Origin of the sequence: Exiguobacterium flavidum (assembly GCF_003344535.1) — a bacterium.
GTDB classification, from domain to species: Bacteria; Bacillota; Bacilli; order Exiguobacteriales; family Exiguobacteriaceae; genus Exiguobacterium_A; species Exiguobacterium_A flavidum.
Window position 1 is genome coordinate 1 of sequence record NZ_QPKS01000011.1, and the last position, 18,852, is coordinate 18,852.

21 protein-coding genes are annotated in these 18,852 nt (G+C 57.6%); 6 read left to right on the plus strand and 15 right to left on the minus strand.

All coding sequences use genetic code 11. The annotated features are described in order from the left end of the window. The 5 genes from DFG60_RS10815 to DFG60_RS10835 all read right to left on the minus strand — a co-directional run. The coding region (locus tag DFG60_RS10815; protein ID WP_114571790.1) for an IS3 family transposase at window positions 1–665 on the minus strand (665 nt) is incomplete at its 3' end. Next, the gene (locus DFG60_RS10820) at window positions 662–1,171 is read right to left on the minus strand and encodes a helix-turn-helix domain-containing protein (protein ID WP_114571791.1); all 510 of its coding nucleotides are present in this window, start codon (window positions 1,169–1,171) and stop codon (window positions 662–664) included. The genes DFG60_RS10815 and DFG60_RS10820, both read right to left, overlap by 4 nt. A gap of 78 nt (window positions 1,172–1,249) precedes the next feature. Continuing rightward, window positions 1,250–1,678 (minus strand): hypothetical protein, encoded by a 429-nt coding sequence (locus tag DFG60_RS10825; RefSeq protein ID WP_114571792.1) that lies wholly within the window; start codon window positions 1,676–1,678, stop codon window positions 1,250–1,252. Window positions 1,679–1,685: 7 nt separating this feature from the next. Then, a complete protein-coding gene (fabZ, locus tag DFG60_RS10830; protein ID WP_114571793.1) occupies window positions 1,686–2,108 on the minus strand; it encodes a 3-hydroxyacyl-ACP dehydratase FabZ in 423 nt (140 codons plus the stop codon). A 25-nt stretch (window positions 2,109–2,133) separates the two neighbouring features. Continuing rightward, window positions 2,134–2,403 (minus strand): DNA-directed RNA polymerase subunit beta, encoded by a 270-nt coding sequence (locus tag DFG60_RS10835; protein ID WP_114571794.1) that lies wholly within the window; start codon window positions 2,401–2,403, stop codon window positions 2,134–2,136. Between the two features lie 212 nt (window positions 2,404–2,615). On the opposite strand from DFG60_RS10835, the gene DFG60_RS10840 reads away from it, so the two are divergent. Further along, a complete protein-coding gene (locus tag DFG60_RS10840) occupies window positions 2,616–2,915 on the plus strand; it encodes a GNAT family N-acetyltransferase (protein WP_114571795.1) in 300 nt (99 codons plus the stop codon). A 44-nt stretch (window positions 2,916–2,959) separates the two neighbouring features. Here the strand turns inward: DFG60_RS10840 and DFG60_RS10845 are convergent, their stop codons facing one another. After that, the gene (locus DFG60_RS10845; protein WP_114571796.1) at window positions 2,960–3,844 is read right to left on the minus strand and encodes a manganese catalase family protein; all 885 of its coding nucleotides are present in this window, start codon (window positions 3,842–3,844) and stop codon (window positions 2,960–2,962) included. Window positions 3,845–4,090: 246 nt separating this feature from the next. Here DFG60_RS10845 and DFG60_RS10850 point away from each other — a divergent pair, with 246 nt between their 5' ends. Beyond that, on the plus strand, window positions 4,091–4,486 hold the full coding sequence (locus DFG60_RS10850) for a hypothetical protein (RefSeq protein ID WP_114571797.1): 396 nt from the start codon (window positions 4,091–4,093) through the stop codon (window positions 4,484–4,486). Window positions 4,487–4,539: 53 nt separating this feature from the next. On the opposite strand, the gene DFG60_RS10855 is transcribed toward DFG60_RS10850, so the two are convergent. The 3 genes from DFG60_RS10855 to DFG60_RS10865 all read right to left on the minus strand — a co-directional run bounded on the left by DFG60_RS10855 (window position 4,540) and on the right by DFG60_RS10865 (window position 6,626). Continuing rightward, complete coding sequence (locus DFG60_RS10855) at window positions 4,540–4,911, minus strand: NUDIX hydrolase (RefSeq protein ID WP_114571798.1); 372 nt, start codon at window positions 4,909–4,911, stop codon at window positions 4,540–4,542. A gap of 99 nt (window positions 4,912–5,010) precedes the next feature. Continuing rightward, window positions 5,011–5,334, minus strand: coding sequence for a winged helix-turn-helix transcriptional regulator (locus DFG60_RS10860; protein WP_114571896.1), 324 nt, complete (start codon window positions 5,332–5,334; stop codon window positions 5,011–5,013). A gap of 131 nt (window positions 5,335–5,465) precedes the next feature. After that, on the minus strand, window positions 5,466–6,626 hold the full coding sequence (locus tag DFG60_RS10865; RefSeq protein WP_114571799.1) for an AI-2E family transporter: 1,161 nt from the start codon (window positions 6,624–6,626) through the stop codon (window positions 5,466–5,468). 292 nt (window positions 6,627–6,918) lie between these two features. Between DFG60_RS10865 and DFG60_RS10870 the strand changes: the two genes are divergently transcribed. Together DFG60_RS10870 and DFG60_RS10875 are read left to right on the plus strand one after the other, a co-directional pair. After that, window positions 6,919–9,477, plus strand: coding sequence for a HAMP domain-containing sensor histidine kinase (locus DFG60_RS10870; RefSeq protein WP_114571800.1), 2,559 nt, complete (start codon window positions 6,919–6,921; stop codon window positions 9,475–9,477). A 72-nt stretch (window positions 9,478–9,549) separates the two neighbouring features. After that, window positions 9,550–9,744 carry a hypothetical protein gene (locus DFG60_RS10875; protein WP_114571801.1) on the plus strand — a complete coding sequence of 65 codons (195 nt, stop codon included), beginning with the start codon at window positions 9,550–9,552 and terminating at the stop codon, window positions 9,742–9,744. Window positions 9,745–9,791: 47 nt separating this feature from the next. Here the strand turns inward: DFG60_RS10875 and DFG60_RS10880 are convergent, their stop codons facing one another. After that, on the minus strand, window positions 9,792–10,547 hold the full coding sequence (locus DFG60_RS10880; protein WP_114571802.1) for a cytochrome c oxidase assembly protein: 756 nt from the start codon (window positions 10,545–10,547) through the stop codon (window positions 9,792–9,794). Beyond that, entirely contained in the window at window positions 10,537–11,013 is a 477-nt protein-coding gene (locus DFG60_RS10885; RefSeq protein WP_114571803.1) for a DUF2243 domain-containing protein, read from the minus strand. The genes DFG60_RS10880 and DFG60_RS10885 overlap by 11 nt, the downstream gene beginning before the upstream one ends. Before the next feature lie 232 nt (window positions 11,014–11,245). Here DFG60_RS10885 and DFG60_RS10890 point away from each other — a divergent pair, with 232 nt between their 5' ends. After that, window positions 11,246–12,151 (plus strand): SH3 domain-containing protein, encoded by a 906-nt coding sequence (locus DFG60_RS10890; RefSeq protein ID WP_114571804.1) that lies wholly within the window; start codon window positions 11,246–11,248, stop codon window positions 12,149–12,151. 219 nt (window positions 12,152–12,370) lie between these two features. On the opposite strand, the gene DFG60_RS13660 is transcribed toward DFG60_RS10890, so the two are convergent. The 3 genes from DFG60_RS13660 to DFG60_RS10905 form a co-directional block, all read right to left on the minus strand. Continuing rightward, window positions 12,371–12,547, minus strand: coding sequence for a DUF4236 domain-containing protein (locus DFG60_RS13660; protein ID WP_157964536.1), 177 nt, complete (start codon window positions 12,545–12,547; stop codon window positions 12,371–12,373). A 155-nt stretch (window positions 12,548–12,702) separates the two neighbouring features. Beyond that, window positions 12,703–13,479 carry a flagellar hook-basal body protein gene (locus tag DFG60_RS10900; RefSeq protein WP_114571806.1) on the minus strand — a complete coding sequence of 259 codons (777 nt, stop codon included), beginning with the start codon at window positions 13,477–13,479 and terminating at the stop codon, window positions 12,703–12,705. Window positions 13,480–13,491: 12 nt separating this feature from the next. Then, the gene (locus tag DFG60_RS10905; protein ID WP_114571807.1) at window positions 13,492–14,295 is read right to left on the minus strand and encodes a flagellar hook-basal body protein; all 804 of its coding nucleotides are present in this window, start codon (window positions 14,293–14,295) and stop codon (window positions 13,492–13,494) included. A gap of 273 nt (window positions 14,296–14,568) precedes the next feature. Between DFG60_RS10905 and DFG60_RS10910 the strand changes: the two genes are divergently transcribed. Continuing rightward, window positions 14,569–17,421 carry a sensor domain-containing protein gene (locus DFG60_RS10910; protein ID WP_232818699.1) on the plus strand — a complete coding sequence of 951 codons (2,853 nt, stop codon included), beginning with the start codon at window positions 14,569–14,571 and terminating at the stop codon, window positions 17,419–17,421. An 89-nt stretch (window positions 17,422–17,510) separates the two neighbouring features. Here DFG60_RS10910 and DFG60_RS10915 read toward each other — a convergent pair whose 3' ends face one another. Further along, window positions 17,511–18,707, minus strand: coding sequence for a multidrug efflux MFS transporter (locus DFG60_RS10915; RefSeq protein WP_114571809.1), 1,197 nt, complete (start codon window positions 18,705–18,707; stop codon window positions 17,511–17,513). Window positions 18,708–18,852: the final 145 nt, after the last annotated feature.

An 18,852-nucleotide genomic window follows, 5' to 3' on the forward strand; every position in this document is an offset into this window, starting at 1 on the left:
TCGATGGCTGCGTTGTCGAGACAGTTGCCCTTACGGGACATACTTTGAGTGATGCCGTGCTCCCGGAGCGTACCGATGAATGGCCGGTATTGATAATGCCAACCTTGATCGGAGTGAAGAATCGGCCGTGCCTGCCCGTCGAGCCTCCCGATCGCCTGGTCCAACATCTCGCCGACGAAATGATAGGTGGGGCGGTCCGACACGGTATAGGCGATGATCTCCCGGTTCCCCAGGTCCATCATCGGCGAGAGGTAGAGCTTCTCCCCGAAGAGGTGGAACTCGGTGACGTCAGTCACCCATTTCTGGTTCAGGCCGGAGGCCTTGAAGTCCCGTTGGAGAAGGTTCGGCGCGACCTCCCCGACCCGCCCCTTGTAGGAGCGGTATCGCTTCATGCGGACGAGGCACTTGAGGCCGAGCTCACCCATGAGGCGGCGCACGGTCTTCGGGTCGTGTCGGAAGCCTTGGCGCTCGAGGAGCGCGTGGATGCGACGATAGCCACATCGTCCCTCGTGTTCGTGGAAGAGGGCATGGATGGCCGCCTTCACCTCCGCATACTTGTCCTCGGCCGTCAGGCGCGTCCGCCAATAGTAATAGACGCTCCGGGCCATACCGAGCACGCGAAGGAGTCCCGGGACGGGATAGGTCGCCCGCAACTCCTCGATCACTTGCGCCTTGATCCGGTTCGTCGCGCATTCTCTTCTTGAACCAAGGCTCTCAATTTTTTTAACGCGGCGTTCTCCATCTCGAGGTACTCGACCCGCTCCTTGAGCTTCTCGACCTCCGTCATCTCTTCAGGATCCTTCTTCTTGCGTCTCGCCATCGGGGCACGTCCTTTCGGTTTGGCGGCCAGCCCCTCGACCCCTTCCCGTTCGTATGTGGATCGCCAGTTGGAGATCATACCCGGGGAGGAGATTCGGTATTTCAGGGCCGCCTCCATGCGTGACAGCCCATTGGTCGCCATGTCGTTTAATACCTCCAGTTTAAACGGCAGCGAGTGGGCTGTATAGGAAGGATCGAAGATCGTCTCCCCCCATCGCTCATAGAGACGCGACCACTCACGGACCAGTTCACGCGCTATCCCGAATTCATTCGCCAAACTTTGGTATCCGTCTCGTCCCGTCAGATGACGCTCGGCGACCTGGACTTTGAACGCCTTCGTATGTTTGACCATAAAAAACACCCCATAAAAGTTGGATTTTCATGTCCAACTTTTATGGGGCAGTTCACGGTCAGGAAGGACGTTGCATGTTCACTTGACGACTTCGAGCGGGATCTCGATGCCGCGGCCGGCGCCGGCGTCGATGACGAGGACCGGCAGGCGGTCGTCCTCGAACAGGGCGTCTTCGCGCGTCGTCTCCGCCGTGTAGGTGCGGATCTCCCCCATCCGGTTCGCCTTGAAGGCGACGAACGGGAACGGGATCGACTGGTTCGCGACCTCGAGCCGGATGTCGACGCGCTGGTCGTCGAGCCGGACGTCGTTCGACGTGCGGATCGTCAGGACCATCCGGTCGTTCTCGGCGATCTTGATCTCCGCTGCGATGCTCTGCGTCTGACCGGCGCGCTTGATCGGTTCCTCGACGACCGTGGGGGAAGTCGTCGTCGAGACCGGCTGTTCACCGCGCGCGCAGCCCGGTACGAGCAACGCCAGGATAGCTAGGGGGAGGAGCAGTTTTCTCATCGCCCGCTCACTTGATCGCGAAGGTGAGTTCCGCTTGACAGGCGACTTCCCCGTCGACCGTCGCAGTGGCGACGCCCTTGCCGATCGGCCCGCGCAGCTTCGTCAGCTCGACCTCGAGCCGGAGCTGGTCGCCCGGGACGACCTGGCGCTTGAAGCGGCAGTTGTCGATCCCTGCGAAGAAGGCGAGCTTCCCCTGGTTCTGTTCCATCTTGAGGACGGCGAAGGCGCCGACCTGGGCGAGCGCCTCGACGATCAGGACGCCCGGCATGACGTTATAGTCCGGGAAGTGGCCGTTGAAGAACTCCTCGTTCGCCGAGACGTTCTTGATGCCGACGGCCCGCTTGCCCTCCTCGACCTCGAGGATGCGGTCGACGAGCAGGAACGGATAGCGGTGCGGGATCACTTCTTTGATTTGTTCGATCGTGTACATGGGCGTCACTCCTAGTTCAGATAGTTTAAGTGGTAGTCCAAAAATCGGTGATGTGCGTCCACGTCGAAGGGTCGAGCACGTCAAGGGCTTCACCGCCGCCGAGACCGGCGTATCCGACCATCGCGCCGACGATCAGCGCGATCAGGGCGAAGAGGAGGACGAGCAGAAGGCGGACGACGACCGGGACGCGGCGCGCCGTATAGTGGCGCATCCGTTTCTTCGGCTTCTTCTCCTTCTTGTCACGGTTCGCGCGTTCGCGATTAGGACGTTCCATTTCGGCTTGGTTTTGTACCATCTTGAATCACCTTTCGTTTGGTTCAGTCTTGCATCAGTATACCACATTAGTACCTGGTCACAAGTATCTGCCGGATTATTGTTTCGCTATCGCTAGTGTAACACGTCGCTTCCTTTCCCCGGCAAAAAAATTCAGTTGACGAACTATGTCGGACAGACGGGAAATCCGCCTCGCCCGCAGAATGTTATCTGCAGAAAGGAAGGTGCTCCCGAATGAATGATCCCTTGCTTGATTTGCTCCGCCTTGCGACCTCACGGCCCGCCGAGGCACTCGCCTTCTATCAGCGCGACGACCACCATCTTCATACGATCCGCGAGGCGGGCGAGACCGTCGCCCTGATCGGCATCCGCCTGACGCAGGACGAGGCGACGATCCTCCAGATCGCCGTCGCGCCTGCCCATCAAGGGAAGTCGCTTGGCGAGAAGTATCCGGGTGTCGAACGCTTCCTCTGCCAATACGACCGACAAGCTGATTCTTTCCCGCTCTCGCTCGATACGTCTCCGCCAAATTAGACGAAGAGGACGAAAAATGCTCCCTTGAGCAGGGAGCATTTTCCTTATTTCGTCTTCTTTTTTGCAGTGCTCTTCTTCGCGGGTGCTTTTTTGACACTCTTCTTCTTTCCATCAAGGTCGTGATAGAGCGTCTCCGCCGGAATCTCCGGATCGGGCTTCTGGCCGATCGGTTCCGGATGTTCGAGGTAGACGAACTCTCCCGTCCCGTCCGGCGCTTTTCCTTTTGCCCACGGTCCTTCGCCCGACTCGTTTCCGTCCGACAGATCCCAGAATTCGTAGGCGTGTTGTTCCGCCTCCATCTCGTCCTTCGGTCCGAACGTCGCCGGCACGTAGATTTCATTCTTCGCCTCGAGTTCCTCGATCGCCGCCATCCATTGGTACTGGTGATACCGGTCGCGCGCGAGCATCTTTCGTAGAGTCGAGCGGACCCCTTCGTCCTTCGTCATATGATAGAGGCGCGCGACTTGCAGGCGCCCTTGCGATTCCGCGTTCAAGTTCGTCCGCATGTCGGCGAGCAGGTTGCCGCTCGCGACGATGTAGCCCGCGTTCCACGGGACGCCGTTCGAGTTCGACGGAAGCGCTCCGAGTCCGCTGACGAGCAGATGCTGCGGATTCATGCCGCCAAGGATCGCTGCCGTGACCGGATCCTTCCCGGCCTCGACCTGATCCTCCGGCGCCGCGCCGTCGAGCAGTTGCGAGATGAGGGAGCAGAGCATCTCGACGTGCCCGATCTCCTCCGTCCCGATGTCCATCAGCATGTCCTTGTACTTCTCTTCTCCCCGGAAGTTGAAGCCCTGGAACAGATACTGCATCATGACCGTCATCTCACCGAACTGACCTCCGAGCACTTCCTGGACAGCCCGCGCGAGCTTCGCGTCCGGCCGGTCGACCTTTACCTCGAATTGTAATTCCTTTTGGTGTCTGAACATCATGGTCCTCCTCAAGAAATGTATTTTTCATGGCATTCTTGGGATTTATTCCACTCGTCGCTTGAAATAAACTTAATTATTTATTCAGTTTCTGAATGCTTCACTTTTTCCACCATACGCCGCTGTCGTCAGACTTCATCTGGTTCATTCGAACCCTTTTTTAAAAATCAAGTCTACCTTTTTAACAAAAAAGGAATAATACTGATATTACCAGTAAATTCTTTTTTTCCAGAAAGGAGCAGACCCATGCACCCGATCACGTTCCGGGACGACCTTCACAAAAAGCGCTTCGCTGCCTTGCTCAACCGGGCGAACAAGCGGATGCGTCACGTCCCGTCCATCCAAAGCATCCTGTACCTGACGACCGGAAACATCGAACTGCTGAAAATCTTCAACGATTACTTCTTCCCGGAGACCGGGGAGTTCTTCTTCAAGGAAATGCTCGAGGACGAGCGGAGCGACCGCTCGCTCTTCGTCCAGACGCAACTCGTCGTCCAGCTCTACAACGGACGGACGACGCTGACAATCGCCGAACTGATCGACCACCTGACACGGCCGGAGATGGAGCTCGCCTTGAACGCGATCGCGATCCGTGCGCTCGGCGTCGATCAGGCGGAGCTGCGCAACACGATCAATGCATGATGAAAGCCCGGGGGCAAAGCGCTCCCGGGCTTCATGCGTCTCTTATGCTTTCGTCACTTAGCCCCGCTCTTGTCGAGCAACAGGAGCATCGGACGCGTGAAGCTGTCGAACTTGTCGAAGTCTGTAAGTGCGACCCAGGCCACGTCGATGATGTCACTGTTCTCCTTCATGCCCCGGTCGAGATAGAGCTTCCCGCCGACGACTTCGGCAATGAATGTATGCTTCTTTGGCGTCAGAATCAGCCGGTGCTTGATCCTGACGTCATAGCCGGTCTCTTCCTTCACTTCCCGGAGGCAAGCCTGCTCCGGTGTCTCACCCGCTTCGATTCCGCCGCCAGGAAAATTCCAGACGACGTCTCCTCGCTGCACATACTGCCTCACCATCAGTATCTTGTCCTTTTGTATCACGATCGCCTGCGCAATCATCGCGCCACCCCTTCCTAATCTTTCCTTCTCTTTCGATCACTCAATCCATCTTTTACATCACGAAAAAACACGCAGACCGGGGTCCGCGTGCGAAGATGTTCAATAGGTGATGTGCTGTTTGCTCCAGGCGATCGACGTCTTGAACTGTTCGACGAGCTCCATCGCCGGAGGCGTCAGGTGATAGGCGAGCCCGTTTACCTTCTCCGCCTTCTGCTGGACGACGAGGCCGTCCTCGATCAGCTCCTGGAGCTGCTCCATGATCGACGCGTGCGGCTCATTGATCCGCTGTTCGATCTCGCCGATCGCAAGCGCCCCCTCCCGCAGGAGATAGATGACGCTCGATTTGATGCTGTTCTCGAAATTGTGCTGAAACTTCTGAAGTGCGAGTAGATCCTCTTGTTCGCTTAACCGGTTCTGTTCCATCAAAGCTTCCCCTTCCACAAAAAGCAGCTGCAGGTCCATGTTCCCTTCTATTATGAAGCAACTCGTTCCGTTAATCAAAAGCAGATTGCGAAAAAGAATAATGCCCCGTCCGCGAGGGACGAGGCATGGTCTCACTGGTGTGGATCGCGCTGCTCCGGCAGGACGATCTTCGTCTCCTCCGCGATGACCATCTTCTGCTGCGAACGCAAGCGGTAGAGGCGGCGGAAGTTCGTGATCAGCACCTTCATGACCGCATAGAACGGCACGCCGAGCAGGACGCCGAAGAATCCGGCGATATTCCCCGCGACGAGCAGGACGACGATGATCGTCAGCGGGTGGACGTGGAGCGTCCGTCCCTGCACGAGCGGCGACATGATATGCGAGTCGATCTGTTGTGCGACCGTCATGACGATGATCGCGTAGAGCGCGAGGACCGGGTCCTGGATGAAGCCGACGATGACAGCCGGGATGACGCCGATGACCGGACCGAGGAACGGGATGATGTTCGTCAGCGTCGCGAACAGGGCGAGCAGGAGCGCATAGTCGATCCCGATGATGTAGTAGCCGACGAGCGCGATCAGACCGACCCCGATGCTGACGATGACCTGTCCGCGTACATAGCTCATGATCGTCTCATGGACGTCGCCGAGGATCTTCTTCGTCTCCGGACGATACTCGAGCGGCATCCAGCGCGCGAGCGTGTCAGACAGCTTGTTCCCGTCGAGCAGCATGTAGATGAGCATGAGCGGGACGATGAGGATCGTGATGACCGTCGCCGTGATCGCCGAGACGACCGTGCCGATTCCCGTCCCGACGTTTTTCAGGAACGAGCTCGCATAGTCGGAGACACTCTTCGACACCTTCTCGAACAAATCGTCCCCGCCGCTGAAACGCGCAAGGATCGGATTCGACTGGAGTTGTTCACGGAGCGCGGTCGCTTGGCGCTGGAACTCGCTCGCGATATTCGGGAGCGCCTTGACGAGCGACGTCACCTGCTCGGCGAGGATCGGCCCGAGGATGACCCCGATCAGCGTCAGGATGATCCCGAGGGCGACGATGACGAGCAGGACGGCGTTCCGCCTGCTCTTGACACGCCGCTGCAGCATACCGACGATCGGCAGCAATACATAATAGAAGATACCGGCGATGACGAGCGGCGGGACGACCATCTGAAGCAGGACGACGAGCGGGCGGAAGAGGAACTTGACGTGGTCCCCGATCCAGACGATCAACAGCAGCGTCAGCGCCCACCAGGCGTAGCGGTACCATTTGTTCTCGAACATTCTTTGCATGAAGACACTTCCTTACCATAGAAAAATAAGTGCGTACCGTTCTATCTTCCCTCTTTCCCGTACTCCCTAATCCTCTTTCCCGCATGGAACTTCGGGTTCAAGAACTCGTTACCCATCGCGGTATCTGATGGAAGTGCAAAAGCTATAGTAGAAACATGTATATTTTATGGCCTTTTCAATAATAAAATTTGCCGTTTCGCGTGCGGAATGTGTAAAATTAAATCTGCATATAAAATACTGCAAACTACGAAGCATACGACATAGTTCACATACGAAGCGGAGGAACACGAAATTGAAATGGATCAACGAAAAGATCGGCCGCCAGCTGATGTTCGCCTTCTACACGGTCTTCATCGCGCTCAGCTTGACGTCGCTCATCGTCTACTTCTATACCGAAAATAAAATCGAATCGACGAGCGAACGGCTCGACGACCTGAACGACCGGCGCGGCCGGGCGACGGCGCTATGGGAAGAGTGGCAGGCCGTCCAGAGTGACATCAACTCCTATCTCGTCTTCGGGACGGAGGAGAAGTACAGCCTCGTCGAGAAGCGCCAGGCGAAGATCGACGAGCAGACGAAATGGTTCGAGAAGAACGCCATCTTCACGGAAGGCAAGAAGTACGCGAAGGATACGCGTGAGCTGTACGACGCCTACTTCGCGACCGTGACGCCAATCGTCCGCGAATATGTCGCGAAGAAGCAGTCCGGTGACATCAACGAGGACTTCCTCGACCCGGCGACGCTCGCGACGCTCGAATCGGGCAAAGTGCTGTTCGAACGCGACGGGACGACGAAGGGCAGCGACACGCGTGTCGATGTCAGCACGAAGACATCCGGTATCGAGATCCTGCTGACGAAGTACCGCGACAAGGTGCGTGAAGAGGAAAACAAGGCGAAGCAAGCCCTCGTCGACGAGATGCGGACGGCCCAGATCATCTGGCTGTCGAACCTGATCGTGCTCGCCCTCGTCCTCCTGACGCTCGTCCGTCCGTTCGTCGGACGCGTCACGCGTCAGATCAACGCCCTTTCGCGCGACAGCCAGCGTCTGACGACCGGCGACGACGTCGAGCCGATCCCGCTCCCTGCGCGCAAGGACGAGCTCTACATCCTGACCGGATCGTTCAACCAGATGGCGGCGGCGATCGCCGACAACAAGATTCATATGATCGCGAAGAACGAGGAGCTCCAGGCGCAGCAAGAGGAGCTCGTCGCCCAGCAGGAGGAACTCCAGGCGCAGCAGGAGGAACTCGAGGAAGCGCTCGAGATCACGCTCCGCAGCGAGAAACATCTGCAGTACCGGAACGAGCTGACGGAAGTGCTCGCCTCACGCGAGACGCTGACGGCCTATCCGGAGATCATCGAAAAGCTCGTCTCGATCACGAACTCGGAGATCGGGGCGATCCTCTTCCTCGACACAGAAGACAACGTCCGCTCGACGATCGAGTACGGGATGTCGCCTGAGATGATCGAGCGCCTGATCGCGGACGAGCAATCGCTCTTCCACCGGTCACGCCTCCTGAAGAAACCGGTCCACTCGTCGAAGCAGGTCGCGCACGACCACCCGCTTCCATACCCGTACTATATGTACGAGGTCGCAGTGCCGGTGCTCGATCCGGAAGGGAACATCATCGCCTGCGTCTACCTGATCCGCTATCGCGACAGCTTCTCGAACGAACAGATGGCCGACATCCTGTCGTTCTCGAACCAGCTCTCGCTCTCGCTGCTCCGGATGGGCGTCTACGAGGCGATGGAGCACGAGAAGGTCAAGACCGGTCAGCTCCTGAACTCGATCCGCGAAGCGGTCGTCTACATCGAGCACCACTCCGGCGAGCTGCTCGTCAACGAGCCGCTCATGAAGCTGTTCCCTGAAGTCGCCCGTACGGACGACGAGGAGGAGACGGGCCTGAAGACGTTCCAACAGGCGATGACGAAGCTGTCTTCGATCATCGACCAGCCGGAACAGTTCGAGCAGTACGTCGAGCGCGTCATGGAACGGGACCTGCCGGGCGACAGCCTGCTCGTCTCGATGCGCGACCATGCCTCCTACATCCAGGTGTACGCGGAACGGATCGAGATCGACCATGCATGGGTCGGTACGATGCTCGTCCTGCGCGACGTGACGAAGGAGACCGAATCCGACCGGATGAAGGAAGAGTTCGTCTCGACCGTCTCGCACGAGCTGCGGACACCGCTCTCGTCGATCTACGGCTTCACGGAGCTGATGCTCAACAAGGAGTTCGACACGGAACGCCAGCGCAAGTATCTCCAGACGATCCACTCGGAGACGGGGCGCCTGACGACGCTCGTCAACGACTTCCTCGACGTCCAGCGCATGGAGTCGAGCGAACAACGCTACCATCTGTCGACGTTCGACCTCGCGACGCTCGCGAGCGAGCTGACCGAGTTCTACGACGCCTCGACCGACCGGCACGTCCTCAAGGTCGAAGCGGACTGCGCCGTCCACATCCACGCGGATGAGGAGAAGATCAAGCAGCTGATCAACAACATGCTGTCGAACGCGATCAAGTACTCGCCTGAAGGCGGGACCGTCACCGTCCGCCTCTCGCAGGACGCGGAATGGTCGCAGATCGACATCATCGACGAAGGGATCGGTATCCCGAAAGAAGCGCTCCCGCAGCTGTTCGACAAGTTCTATCGCGTCGACAACTCAGCGACGCGCCAGATCGGCGGTACGGGACTCGGCCTGTCGATCTGTAAGGAGATCGTCAAGCACCACGGCGGTACGATCGACGTCGAATCGACGCTCGGAGAAGGCACGTGCTTCTCGATCCGCTTCCCGATCTCGACCGAGACGGAGACGATGGTCGTCATCGACCAAGTCATCAAATGAGTTGAAATTACAAGCGCCTCCTGAAGCCGACTGGCCGAAAGGAGGCGCTTTTTTAGAAGGGAGGCCAGTGACATGTACTCAGAAGCAGAACTGACGGAAGCGAAGCGCCAAATCGCCTCGACCGTCCATAAGCTGAAGGAGACGGTCAAGACGCTCGAGGCGAAGGAACGCCCGGAGCGCTACAAAGCACAAATCACCTTGGCGAAGCGGCGGATCGCCGCGTTCGAGCTCTCGCTCGCCCTGATCGAGGAGAAGCTCGACAAGTGATCAAGCGTAAGAAGACCTCCCGACGCAAGTTCGGGAGGTCTTCTGTTTCAATTGTACGAGGTTCGTGGACGCGCCGCGCGGTACCATTGCAGGCAGAGGACGGCGATGATGACGAGCTCAATCAAATCCCCGCCGTAATACATCAGCTGACTCCCGCTCCGCGCCTGCTCAAGCGGCACACCGGCCGGCGGACTCGCGTAGAGATGTTTCGCAAGGATGCTGTGCGCCGCGAACGCCAGCAGGAAGACGACGGCGCGAAAGCGATAGCTCGTCCTATGCGCGACCGGATCAAGCGAGATCATCGACAGCGTGAAGACGTATCCCGCGAGGAAGAGATGCAGGTGAACGAGCAGGTGGATCAGCATGTTCGTCTGCATCAGATGGTAAAGACCCGTCTTATACAGAACCCAAAGACCGCCGACGTTCAGCAGCGACGCGACGACCGGATTCGTCACAAGACGGGAAGGACCGCTCCGCAAGACGGCAGACAGCCTTCTCGCCCACCTTACAGGCATCGTCCGCAAGCAGAGCGTCATCGGTGCCGCGAGGACGAACAGGAGCGGCGCGAGCATGCCGAGCAGCAGGTGTCCGAGCATATGATAGACGAAGTTCGTATGCGCCAGTTCAGCGATCGGTCCAGTCACCGCACTGACGGCGCTGAGCGTGCCGAGAACGGCGAAGAGCGTCCGGTGAAGCGGCCATGGTCGCTTCGTCGCAAGCAGCAGCCCGACGTAAAGCATCAATCCACCGATGAACGGCAGCGGCAAAAGCAGCATCCAGTCGAACCCGTGCTCATGATGCATGTGCGACACCCGAGCGTCTCAGCAGGACGATGCCGATGATGATCAGCAGGAAGGCCGAGATGTTCCATGCGAGGTCGTACGGCAGGATCTCGACGCCGTAGCGAATCTGATGGAGTTCGAGCAGCTTATGCTGGACGATCCCGTCGTAGAGCTGGAAGACGCCGACGCCAAGGAAGACGCCCGCTATCCAGCGCTCCTTCCACCAGGCGAGGCGTCGTCTCAGATCAGCGAGCATGAAGAGCGACCCGACCGTCGCAAACCAGCTGAAGGCGTGGAACAGTCCGTCCGAGACGAGCCCGGCGTCCGTCGTCGATTTATCATAGAAGTGATGCCAATGGAGCAATTGGTGGAAGACGACCTCGTCGAAGAAAGCGACGAGACCGACACCGAACAGGAAGCCGGACCAGAGATTGCGCTTCGCATGATCCGCTCGGTTCACCTCCACTCGTCTTGTCGTTGATGCCATACCCATTCCCCCTCATTCGATTCAATGTCTCCTATCTATACCACTTCCCCATCCCTCCTATGCCTCGAACGACAAAAAATGGTCGCAATCTCAGTAAATACAGGGGGCAAGGATGACTCAGCGAGCGCATTTACCTGTTCATGAACGCTCAACAGGAACTTCTCCCCTGAAGAAGGTATACTGACAGGGATATTGGATAATTTTACAAGTATGATATGAACGGAGGATTTCAATGAGTACGATACAAAAAATGATGCGAATCGGCATGGCACTCACGTTCGCGATGGCGGTACTGTGGACTCCTGTCGAGAAGACTTTCGCTGCCGGCGCGAAGGAGGGCTATTCCATCACCGCCCAAAAGGTCTATGCCTCTGCAAGCACGAAGTCGAAGACGGTCGGTTCCTTGAAGAAGAATCAAACAGTCTCTATCTATGTCAACAAGGGTAGCTGGTCGCAAATCAAGTACGGCAAGACGAAGGGTTGGGTCGCGAAAACGAAGCTGAAGCTCGGGAAGCCAGTCATAGCGATCGATAAAGGGGCGTATGCCACATCCACTCAGTACGTCTATACGTCGCAAAGCACGAAGTCAAAACGTCTTGTAAAAGTCAATAAAAACCAAAATGTATATGTACTGAGTTCGCAATCCGGGTGGTATAGAGTGCTATCTGGCGGGAAGAATGGTTGGGTCGTCGCAAAACACTTCAAAATCGGAACGTATGTCTCAAAACCCGCAGCCGGGAAACCCTATCCTGACGGTTGGACAGCGCCCGTCTTGAAGTCTTCGTGGAATTCTGATCATGAAAAAAACTTACAAACTCTTCAAAACGAATTAGGATTTAGAGATGGCGGCCATGTATATACTCTTCCTGAATACCCGCAAGGTGCGATTCATGTCTGGCAAGAAGACAAGATCGTGGCTCTTTCATTCTACTTCTGGCAAGATGTTGCCCTGCCAAGTTCATATCGAGTGCCAATTGTTGCGAAAGAACTGTTCAAATTGTACTTTGGCAGTGATGCTATGAAGGTTTGGAACTACTTTAATCGAGGCGACGTTCCGGAAAGCTTCACAGCTAACCGATTCAAGGTCAAAGCGTCATATAACCCTATGACAGGAAGTCTCACCCTCTGGTTACGTTGACCAGGTTCGACAACCTAAAGGCAGACACAGTCATTTTCAATGTTGCATCGCCCACCTCGTGAAGAAGTCAGGGATCTATTTTCCCTGACTTCTTTTTTGTTCCGCGTCGTTAATCAAGGCGACCATCACACCACCCGACCTCCCTCCTCTTTTCCGTCTCGCGGTACAATCGTGTCCCTCACTCCATACAAAAAGCCTCTCGTGCGAGAGGCCATACCGTCACCATTTCTTGCGCCAGCTCAGTCCTTTGAACAGACGGACGCTGCTCGAGATGCCGCGCCGGCTGATCGAGTGGCGGAGCCGCCCTTTGCCGATCGACAGGCTCGGCCCGTGCTTCGACAGATGAAGGTGGATGTTCTTCGTCAGACGGAAACTCTTGTGAAAATTCAATCCCATGCATGCCACGTCCTTCTCGTTGAATTCGCAAGGGAGATTCCCCTGCCCTTGCACCGATTGTATCATCGAAACAGTGGCGAGAGCGACAGAGATGTTTCGCAAACTGAAGAATCCTCAGCAATCAGGTCAACGCCTGACTGCTGAGGATTTTTAGCTTATTTCAAGGAAGAGACGATCCCCATCATCTGATCCGATGTCGAGAGCGCCCGCGAGTTGAACTGATAGGCGCGCTGGATCTGCATCAGTTCGGTCATCTCCTGCCCCATGTCGACGTTCGACGACTCGAGTCCGCCGACCATGATCGGGTTGCCTGTCGCGACATCATACGGACCGACAGCCGTGAACAGTCCGCCTCCGACCGGTTCGAGGTCGGCGAGGTTCTCGACGACCCCGACGCCGATCCGGGCGAAGATCCGGCGCTCGCCGCCTACGACGCCTGAGACGTTCCCGTCACTGCCGATCTGGATGTTCGACGCCGTCTCCGGCAGTTCGATCCGTTCGTTGTTCGTGTTCGCGACGGCGCGTCCCGCGTCGTCCGTCAGGAGAACCTGTCCGTTCCCTGTCGGCATCAGCTGAAGGTTGCCGTCACGTGTCAGCTTCGTCTCGCCGTCCGCGTCGATGACGCCGAAGAAGTGGTTCTTGTTCTTGAGCGCGAGGTCGAGCGCGCGTCCCGTCTCGCGGAACGAGCCGCTCGCGAAACGCGTCACCTCGCTTGCGACATATCCCCCGGTGCCGAGGCGCAGTCCGGGAGGTGTCGTCTGCGGACCTTCCGCACCGCGCCCGTTCTCGATGTTCCGGACGAGCAGCTCGTTGAACTGCCCTTCCTTGCGTTTATAGCCGTTCGTGTTCGCGTTCGCGAGGTTCTGTCCCGTGACGTCGAGCATCTTCTGGAGCTGCGCCATCGTGCTTGCTGATGTATGGAATGATTGCATGAATGATTCTCCTTAACGTAGGCGTCCGACTTCCGTGACGGCCTTCTCGGCAGTCCGGTCGTAGGCCTGGATGACTTTCTGGTTCGCTTCGAACTGGCGGAGCGCGGCGTTCATGTGTGCCATCGTCTCCTCGACCGAGACGTTCCCGAGCTCGAGGAATCCTTGGCGGACGTTGACCTCGTTGACGTCCGAGAACTCCGTTTCTTCCGTCGCGCCGAAGCGCGAACCGCCGAGACGCTCGAGCGTCTCCGGCAGGTTCGTCACGCGGATCCCGAGCTGGCCGACGACCTCGCCGTCCGCATCCGTCACCTGTCCGTCTCCACGGACCGTGAAGTCCTCGCTGCCGACGTTCAGCGTCTGTCCGTCCTCGCCGAGCACGAGGTCGCCTTCGGATGTCCGGAGCAGCCCGTCGATGCCGACATTGAACTGCCCGTTCGTCGAGTAGGTCACCTCTTCCTCGAGCTCACCCGTCAGCGGATCGCCGTGGCGGACCATGAAGAGCGGGACGCCTCCGTCCGACATCAGTTGCAGATCCGTCTTGTTCCCTGTCTCCGTGACCGACCCGAGCGCGAAGTTCGGTGTCGCCGACTGCAGGTAGACGCCTGTCGCGATCGTCCCGACCGTCGACTTCATGCGTGCCCCCGTCCGTTCGTTGACGGCCGTCTGGCTGATCAGCATCTCCGGGAATGTCCGCAGCGAGGCGCTGTCGGCACGGTAGCCCGGTGTCCGGACGTTCGCCAGGTTGTTGCTGAACATCTCTTGCTGACGCTGCAGCGCCTGCATGGCGCCTGCTGCGGTATACATTCCTCGTAACATGCTTTCTCGTCTCCTCATTGACTCTTTTTTCGATTTCTCTTCTCAGTATATCGGCACGTTTCAACTCGTTTATTAACGTTTTTTCAAAAAAAGGGAATAGTTTCGGAACATTCAAGAAAAATACACCCCATTACAAATGTAATATTTTTACTGTTAGATTAAAATATTTTCATTATTCAACATTTTTGGTTCATACCATATTCCAAGTTGACTCCGACGACGTTATACTTGAGGTGTGACATTTATCACTATTATGAGGGGGCCCTTATGTCATTGTTCAAACGTAAGTCCAAACCGCCCGGAGGACCCGCGACGCTCGATTTCAATGAATTCAAAGGCATCGCGAACTTCTTCGAGGATCACCCGGATCCGGTCTATTCACTTAACTTGGAAGGACATCTCGTTTCATTCAACAAGAAGGTTTCCCTGATTCTCGGTGCGACCGAAAAGGAGATACTCGGACAGCACTACTCGCTGTTCCTGAACCCTGCGGAACGTACGCGAATCGCCGGCTACTTCCAGCGTGTCCTGAATGGCGAGACCGTCCACTACAACACTTACATACGCCACAAAGACGGCCATGTGATCATGATGGCCTTCACGAACATCCCGATCTTCCATGATCACCTGATCATCGGCATGTACGGTGTCGCCCGTGACATCACGAAACAGACCGAGCTCCGCCAGAAGTACACCCATCTGAAGCTGAAACAGACGATGACCGAAGAGATCCCTGGCGTCTCGTTCTTCGATTTCTATCCGGCCGAGGACCGGCTCGAGTTCTCCGCCTCGTTCGCGAACCTGCTCGGCCTGTCCGAAAAGCGAATGGAAGGCATGTCGAACGAGGAGCTGATGCAGCGCGTCCACGAGGACGACCGCGAACTGTTCCTCAGCAACGCCGCGATGCTCGCCACAGGCGACGTTGACCAGTTCGAGATCGCGTTGCGGATCCGCCATCTCCATAACGGCGACCAGCACGTGATCTGCAAGGCGATGCTTCATAACGAGAACCCGGAATCACCGATCATCAGCTACGCCTTCCACAACCTGACCGAGCTGAAGGTCGTCACGGAGGAGCGTGACTCCGAGCGCCAGAAACTGCTTGAGATCTACAAGACGGTCAACTCGGCCATCTATAAGAAGAATCTCGTGACGGAGGAGGTCGAGTTCTACTCGAAAGGCTTCCTCGACCTGTTCGGCATCCCGACGGAACGGTTCAACGCCGACCACGCGTTTTGGCAGAAAATCATCCATCAGAACGATGTCCCGGACCTCGTCCGTGCCCATGAACGGGTAGTAAAAGGTGAGGTCACCCAAGTCATCTACCGCATCCGCATCAACGGACAGATCAAATGGGTCGAGGAGAAACGGGTCCCGAACTTCGACGAATCGGGCCAGGTCGTCGCCTTCCAGAGCGTCGCGAACGACATCACGCTGATCAAGGAACAACAGCAGGAAATCTGGAAGCTCGCCATGCACGACCCGATCACGGGACTGCCGAACCGGACGCTCCTGCTCGAGGAGATCGCCCGCCTGACCGAACTCAATCATCCATTCACCGTCCTGTCGCTCAGCTTCAATCAGCTGGCCGAGGTGAACGAGACGTTCGGCTACGAGATCGGCGACGCCTGGATGGTGACGACGAGCGAGATCCTTCAGGACACGCTGCCGCAAGGCTCCTACTGCGGTCACTTGAGCGGCGACCAGTACATCGTCATCCTGCCGGCCTTCTCCGACGAAAATATGTTGACGAAGGCGTGCGAAAAGCTGCTCACCCTCTCGAAGAAACGGTTCGTCGTCCAGTCGTATGAGCTGTTCTCGAAAGTATCCGTCGGAGTCGCCCGTTACCCGGTCGACGCCGTCGACCCGCACACGCTCCTGAAGAATTCCTACACGGCGCTCAGCCGGGCGAAGGGACAGGAGAAGAGCTCATACCACCTCTACTCGTCGAACCTCGACATCGAGGTGTTCCGCCGCTATCAGCTTGAGACGGATCTCCGCCGCGCCGTCAGCCGCGACCAGCTCTTCCTCGAGTATCAGCCGAAGGTCGACAGTTGGACCGGCAAGATCGTCGGGGCCGAGGCCCTCATCCGCTGGACACACCCGGAATGGGGCCGGATCCCGCCGAACGACTTCATCCCGCTCGCCGAGGAGAGCGACGTCCACATCGCGATCGGCGACTGGGTGCTCGTCGAGGCGTGCCGGATGCTCCGCCAGTGGATCGACGACAAGAAGACCGTCGTCCCGGTCTCGATCAACGTCTCGCCGAAACGCCTGTTCTACGGCGACTTCGCCGAGGTCGTCGCGGGCGTCCTGCGCCGCTACTCGATCAATCCGCACCTGCTCGAGATCGAGATCTCGGAGACGGACATCCTGTACGAGAACCCGAAGATCAACGAGACGCTCCACCGGATCCACCTGATGGGCGTCAAGATCTCGCTCGACGACTTCGGCAAGGGCTACTCGTCGATCTCGTACCTGCACCGCTTCCCGATCGACACGATCAAGATCGACCGCCTGTTCGCGACGCACATCCACGACGACAAGAAGTCGAAGTCGATCGTCAAGAGCGTCCTGTTCATGGCGAAGGAGTTCGGCATGTCGGTCGTCGCGGAAGGCGTCGAGACGCTCGCCCAGCTCGACGAGTTCCGCGAGCTCGAGTGCGGCATCATCCAAGGCTACCTCTTCAGCAAGCCGGTCCCGAAGGACATGTTCGCCGTCTACCTGACGCAAGGTGTCCTCCAGCCGATCGAGACCTACAACGGCGGCACGGGATCGACGCCGTCCGTCGAGGCCGAGCTGACGGTGACGAAGCTGAACGCGAAGGAGATCCACGTCGGTTCGTCGCCGGTCCTCGTGACGAAGACGAACTTGAAGAACGTCTTCTTCTACTCGTCGATCCGTCTCCCGGTCGACAAGCAGATCGAGCTCTGCCTGACGCTCCAGCTCAATCAGGCGAATCACCAGGTCCGCCTGACACCGGTGTCGATCATCGAGCTCGACAACGGCCTGTTCCAGTACGAGGCCGCCTATCTCGAGATGGCACAGGCGCCGCTCGTCATCGACGCGCTGCAGAAGGCAAAGAAAAAAGACCCGGTCCAGGTGTTCGACCTGTCCGAGTCATGATGAAAATCCCTTTCTTCTATTGAGAAGAGAGGGATTTTCTGATGGCAAAGGGAGCATCGCACTTTTCGCGACGCTCCCTTGCTGATTTCTTATAAGTTGTTTTTCGACAGGACAGCGGTCTGCGTCCGTTCGAGCACGGCGTTCGTGACGACGAACAGGGCCGTGAACAGGAACAGGGCTTGGAAGCCGAAGTGTCCGGCGATCTGTCCGCCGACGAGTGGCCCGAATACGTTGCCGAGGAACTGCGCCGACTGGTTGTAGCCGAAGATCCGCCCGGACGCCCTTTGCGGCGTGTGCTTGCGCAGGAGCGACTGGACGGACGGCATGAGCGCCGCGGTCGCAAGGCCGATCCCCATGCGCAGGATGATCAATTGCGTCGTGTCGGTGACGAACGCCTGCGGAATCAGGAACGCCGCGAACAGGAGCAGTGCCCAGAACAGGACACGTTCCGGGCCGATTTTGTCCGACAGTCTGCCGAGCTTCTGTGCCGACAGCAGGGCGGCGAGCCCTGGCGCAGAGGCGACGATGCCGGCGAGCAGCGCGAGGCTGTCCGTGTTCGGGCTGAGTTCACGCACGTACAACGTCAGGATCGGTCCGATCGACTGTGCCGCGAACTGGATCATGAACGTCGTCAGGAATAGGCTGAGAATCAGTTCAGGATGGCGAAGCGAGGCGAAGATCTCCTTCGCTGAAGCGAGGTTCTCCTTCTTGACCGGGACGAACGTTTCCTTGACGAAGAAGTACGTGACGAGGAACGTCAGGAACAGCGGAATGCTCGTAAAGAGAAAAACGGGTCGGAGCCCAATCCAGTCGGCGAGGAATCCCCCGATCAGGGGTCCCAGGAGGCCGCCGGCGATACCGCCGGTCGACAACGTACCGAGCGCCCAGCCACTTTTCTCTTTCGGCGTCTGCGAGGCGACGAGCGTGATGCCTGCAGAGATGAATCCGGATACTGCCCCCATCAGGAGGCGGAGGAAGACGAGTTGATAGACGTCCTGGACGAAGCTGATCGCGAACATGACGATCGACATGCCGAGACTCGCCCGGAGCAACATCAGCTTGCGCCCTTTCCGGTCGGCGAGCCGTCCCCAGATCGGCGACACGATCGCCGCGACGAGGAACGTCGCCCCGAAGGCGACACCTGACCAGGTGGTGATGTCTTGACGGTCCGTCACCCCGAGCTCCTCGATGAAGAGAGGCATGAACGGGAGGACGAGACTGAGCGCGGCAGCGGTCAGAAAACTGCCGATCCAGACTACGTATAGGTTTCTTTTCCATAATGGCATTCTGGCGTCACTTCCTTTTTGTGGAATGCCGGATGATTGCAACAACCTCCAATATACGCTTCATAAAGTGAAATGTCAAAGGAATGAACCGAACGGATTGATTAATCGATTATAATCGATTACAATCGATTATAATGAAATTAAT